This window comes from Oceanispirochaeta sp. (assembly GCF_027859075.1).
Classification (GTDB): domain Bacteria; phylum Spirochaetota; class Spirochaetia; order DSM-2461; family DSM-2461; genus Oceanispirochaeta.
This window is the reverse complement of sequence record NZ_JAQIBL010000167.1, coordinates 1-4,687: the sequence shown is the minus strand read 5'-3', so window position 1 is coordinate 4,687 and position 4,687 is coordinate 1. Positions and strand designations below refer to the sequence as shown.

Sequence of the window (4,687 nt, the reverse complement as noted above, 5' to 3'; positions counted from 1 at the left end):
TCTTAAGGCCATGAGTGCCATCAAGACCCGGAACGCCATCATCCTGGCGCCCCATCCCAGAGCCAGAAAAACCAATGAAATGGTAGTTAATAAAATGAGAGAGGCTCTGGAAGCCGGCGGATACCCGGCCGATCTGATCCTTCATGTGGATGAAGTCACCATGGAAAACTCCCAGGACCTGATGAAGGAGTGTGACCTGATCCTCGCCACCGGCGGGGGAGGCCTTGTCAGCGCCGCATACTCCAGCGGAACTCCTGCCTATGGTGTGGGTGCAGGGAATGCCGTCACCATCGTAGATGACACACAGGATATGGTCGATGTGGCCGACAAAATCAAAAGATCCAAGACTTTTGACCAGGCCACAAGCTGTTCCACCGAGAACGCCTGTCTGGCTCAGGATACGATCTACAGCAAATTCCTCGCAGCACTGCAGGATGCCGGCGGCTACCTCTGTGATGCGGGTGAAAAAGAGAAACTCCAGAAGGCCCTCTGGCCCGACGCTGTGCATCTTAACCGAGATATCGTTGCCCAGCCTGCTGCCAAGATCGCCGGGATCGCCGGGATCGATCTTCCCGAAGACCGGAGCTTCTTCTTTGTAGAAGAGAACGGAATCGGCCCGGACTATCCTTTCTCCGGTGAAAAACTGTCTGTTGTGACAGCCATCTACAAATGGAAAAGTTTTGATCAGGCCGTACAGATGGTTAATGACATTACCAACTTTTCCGGTGCGGGACACTCCTGCGGTATCCATACCACTAAAAAAGAACGGATCATGCAGCTCTCTGAAAAAGTTAATGTTGCCAGAGTCATGGTTAATCAGCCCCAGTGCCTCGCCAACAGCGGAGCCTGGACGAATGCCATGCCTATGACCCTGACCCTGGGCTGCGGTTCATGGGGAGGAAATATTTCCAGTGAGAACATCACCTGGAAGCATCTTATGAATACAACCTGGGTTTCTTCTCCTATTCCCAGCCGTCAGCCTTCTGATGAGGAGTTGTTCAGTGAAAACATCCGAGAAGGTCGGTAAGACCCCGGAACTTCCCAGATCACACAGGGAGAGCCTGGCTCTCCTGGCTAAGATGAGAGCATCCATGCTGGACGGTGGCGGGAAAGACCGTCAGGCCAGGCAGAAAGCCAAGGGGAAAAAAACAGCCCGGGAACGGATACAGTACCTGGTGGACGGCGGCAGTTTTGTCGAGAACCAGCCCTATGAACTGAGCCGTATCGATGACTTCGGCATGGACAGCAAGAAAATCAGCGGGGACGGCGTCATCACTGGCAGTGCTCTCGTGGAGAGTCGCCAGATCTGGTTGTCCAGCCAGGACTTCACCGTCCTGGGCGGTTCGCTGGGTGAACAGCATGCCTCCAAGATTGCCGGAACCCTGAACATGGCTCTGAAGACGGGGAAGCCCTTTGTTCAAATCAATGACTCCGGGGGAGCCAGAATCCAGGAAGGCGTCATGTCACTGGAAGGATACGGCAGTATCTTTCGGGGCAATATCCTGGCCTCCGGGGTTATTCCCCAGATCTCGCTGATCATGGGACCCTGTGCGGGGGGGGCCGCCTATTCGCCGGCTTTGACGGACTTTGTTTTTATGGTGGATAAAACCAGCCATATGTATATCACCGGTCCCGAGGTCATCAAGGCGGTGACCGGAGAGAATGTCAGCCATGAAGTCCTGGGGGGAGCGGAGGCTCATAACAGGAAGAGCGGCAACGCCCATTTTAACTGCAAGTCCGAAGAAGAATGTATGGATACTCTGAGAAATCTGTTATCCTACATTCCTTCTTCCAACAAGGAAGAACCTCCCCGGAGGGACAGTCAGGATGACCCGAACCGTGACAGCAGTGATATCCTGCAGATCATCCCCGGGCAGTCCTCCAAGCCCTATGACATCCGGGATATTATTGCCCTTCTGTTTGACAAGGACGGCGGATTTCTGGAAGTCCATCAATACTTTGCCACCAGCATGGTTGTGGGCTTTGCCCGTTTGGCCGGTCGTTCAGTAGGCATTATCGGTAACCAGCCCATGGTTTTTGCGGGGGCATTGGACAAAAACTCCTCTGATAAGGCGGCCCGTTTCATTCGCTTCTGCGATGCCTTCGGCATACCCGTCATCTCTCTGGTCGACGTACCGGGGTATATGCCGGGAACGGAGCAGGAACATGCAGGCATTATCAGGCATGGGGCTAAACTGCTCTATGCCATAGCCGAAGCCACGGTGCCTAAAGTTTCTCTGGTCCTCCGAAAAGCCTATGGGGGAGCCTATATCGGCATGGCCTCCAAGGCCCTGGGGTACGATCGGGTCCTGGCTCTTCCTATCGCCGAAATTGCGGTCATGGGTGCCTCCGGGGCGGCGAACATTATCTTCAGAAATGAGATCAAGGCCGCCAAGGATCATGATCTGATCAGAGAGATCAAGATGCATGAGTACCAGGAAAAGTTTATGAATCCCTTTTCTGCGGCGTCCCTGGGTATTGTGGATGATGTGGTGGCTCCCGAATCGGTGAGGAAAGAGCTGATCAGGTCTCTGGAAATGATCGCGGATAAAAGCGAAAAGCTGCCGCAGAAAAAACATGGGAATATGCCCTTATGATGAACAAAAGAAGACAAAGACGTCTGGAAAATAAGAAGATTAGTTTTGCTGAAGCTGCATCTGTTGTCAGATACAGTCCCGACCATGTGCCGGGGGTGTATTCAGATGCTTCTGTCTGGACCCGGCGGAAGAAGTAAGGGATAACTCTTTTTCTGTTGAGTCCTGCCTGATCCCTTCCCGGGGGTCAGGCTTTTTTAATTATAAACAAAGTAGGGCGTCTCCCTGTGGGACCAGGCTCTTAATAGAGTCGTCCCCCAGGCTTGCTGAGGAACGATCCCGACAGCAGGGGGCCCGTCTTTTATTATTTTCTTAATATTAATCATTGTGAGGAGTTAGCGGAACTCGTATAATATTGCAATAATATGGATCATATTTTTTTACTGTTTTATTCTCTTGGAGCTCTTCTGGGATTTTTTGTATTGATCCTCTTCTTTTTTAGATCCCGACAGAAAAGCTCTATCCTATTAAAAAATTATTCTTTATTTCTATTGGCTCTACATGCTCTGTATTGGACTGAAATTTTGGAAATATACGGTACGGTCAGCCAATTATCAGGATTGTATACCAACTCTATATTTAGTATAGCCATATACAAAATCCTGGAGGGATTGATCTGTCTGATTCTACTCCCAGTAATCTTCCGTCTTATCAACCATTTTGGAAGATTCTATACCCGATTCCTTCCCATTCTAGCATCTCTATCCGTCGTTCTACCGGCTCTCCTGTACTTGCTGATAGAGGGGGGGACCTTGCTTCTGATTTCAGAAATACTCTTTACCCTATGGATGTTTTTTTCTATAGGAATTCTCATTTTTCAAAGGGAAGATATAATCTCTCAGAAAATCAAGAAGTATTGTACCTTGTTCGTCCCTTTTATTCTTCTGTTTCTTCCCTTCTTCCTACTGGATTATTTTTTTCCAAGCTGGTATCAGTTCAGAAGGTTTTCTAATGTCTCAGTGGCTCTACTATTTTTTTATATCCTATGGAATGTTTTCCATCTATTTGCCCTATCCCATTATGAAACAAAAGAAGGGAAGGGTTTGCCCAGGCAGGATATTCCAGGAGCTTATCTTGAACATTTCAGGATTACAGAGAGAGAACAGGACATCATTAAAATGATTATCCGGGGAATGACTAGTAAGGAAGTTGCCTTTGAACTCCAAATTTCACCCAAAACGGTTAAAAATCATATTTACAATATCTATAAAAAAACGGGTATCCAAAGCAGAGTAGAACTGCTTTGGATACTGAATCAATGGAAATAGTATTTAAGCAGCAGCTTTTCTTAAATTAATTCGATCTATCACAAAGAGAGTGCCCCAAAGTGTGAGAATTACACCTAAAGAGGTCAGAAGCACTAATCCCATGGACAGGGAATGAAAGGGAATGAGGAAAAACAACCAGCCGATGATAATCCACTGCAGACAGTAAATCAGAGTCAGTTTTCGGCTGAAAAACTTCAGAAGACCTGTTTTCATTCCCCCCGGGTATATTCTCTGAATCAGATAGATCAGGTTTCCCCAAAGAAAAAGAAATCCAGAGAATGCAATTACCGCTCCCCAGCTCTGCTGACCGTAATCATGAAAGAATCGTTCGAAATTGATAAAGAGCATCAGGCCGCCTATTAAAAGCAAGGCTGATCCTGCCATCAGACTGATATTTCTAAGCCTTTTTACCTCATAATCCCTTTTGTAAATTTCCCCGGCAGCCATCCCTAGGAGGGGATATGAAAACCAGGGAAAAAAGGGAAAGATTACCAAATCAGGATCTCCCCCCCATACCGGATTTAGTAGATGTTTCAGTAGGGGAATCTCTTCTCCTCTTCCCCATAAGAAAGGAGAAACGATCACTACAGTCAGAGCCATTAGAAGTATTGCTACAGGGCGGGTCGTTAGAGAAGAAATCCATCCCATCGCAATATATGATAATCCTGCCATCATTAGAATTTCCACATTGAATATCAGGTAATAGGGTGTATAGAGAGAGGGGAGTAAGGATTCATTCCAACCCAAAATATTTCTGGCAATTGTTATGGGGAGAAATCCTTTGACCAGGTTCAGTCCGTACCCGAGAAGGAGGAGGAGAAGTCC

At 47.9% G+C, this 4,687-nt stretch carries 5 protein-coding genes; 4 read left to right on the top strand and 1 reads right to left on the bottom strand.

Annotated features, from left to right (window positions below; genetic code table 11):
- The 4 genes from PF479_RS09310 to PF479_RS09295 form a co-directional block, all read left to right on the top strand.
- Positions 1 to 1,027, top strand: a 1,027-nt coding sequence (locus tag PF479_RS09310) for an aldehyde dehydrogenase family protein (RefSeq protein ID WP_298005368.1), incomplete at its 5' end; no start/stop codon positions are given.
- Positions 1,002 to 2,597 carry an acyl-CoA carboxylase subunit beta gene (locus tag PF479_RS09305; protein ID WP_298005364.1) on the top strand — a complete coding sequence of 532 codons (1,596 nt, stop codon included), beginning with the start codon at positions 1,002 to 1,004 and terminating at the stop codon, positions 2,595 to 2,597. The genes PF479_RS09310 and PF479_RS09305, both read left to right, overlap by 26 nt.
- Positions 2,594 to 2,734, top strand: a complete 141-nt coding sequence (locus PF479_RS09300; protein WP_298005362.1) for a hypothetical protein — start codon at positions 2,594 to 2,596, stop codon at positions 2,732 to 2,734. Before PF479_RS09305 ends, PF479_RS09300 begins: the two co-directional genes overlap by 4 nt.
- A 384-nt stretch (positions 2,735 to 3,118) precedes the next feature.
- Complete coding sequence (locus tag PF479_RS09295; protein ID WP_298005359.1) at positions 3,119 to 3,862, top strand: helix-turn-helix transcriptional regulator; 744 nt, start codon at positions 3,119 to 3,121, stop codon at positions 3,860 to 3,862.
- A 3-nt stretch (positions 3,863 to 3,865) separates the two neighbouring features.
- Here the strand turns inward: PF479_RS09295 and PF479_RS09290 are convergent.
- Positions 3,866 to 4,687, bottom strand: an 822-nt coding sequence (locus PF479_RS09290) for a heparan-alpha-glucosaminide N-acetyltransferase domain-containing protein (RefSeq protein WP_298005357.1), incomplete at its 5' end; no start/stop codon positions are given.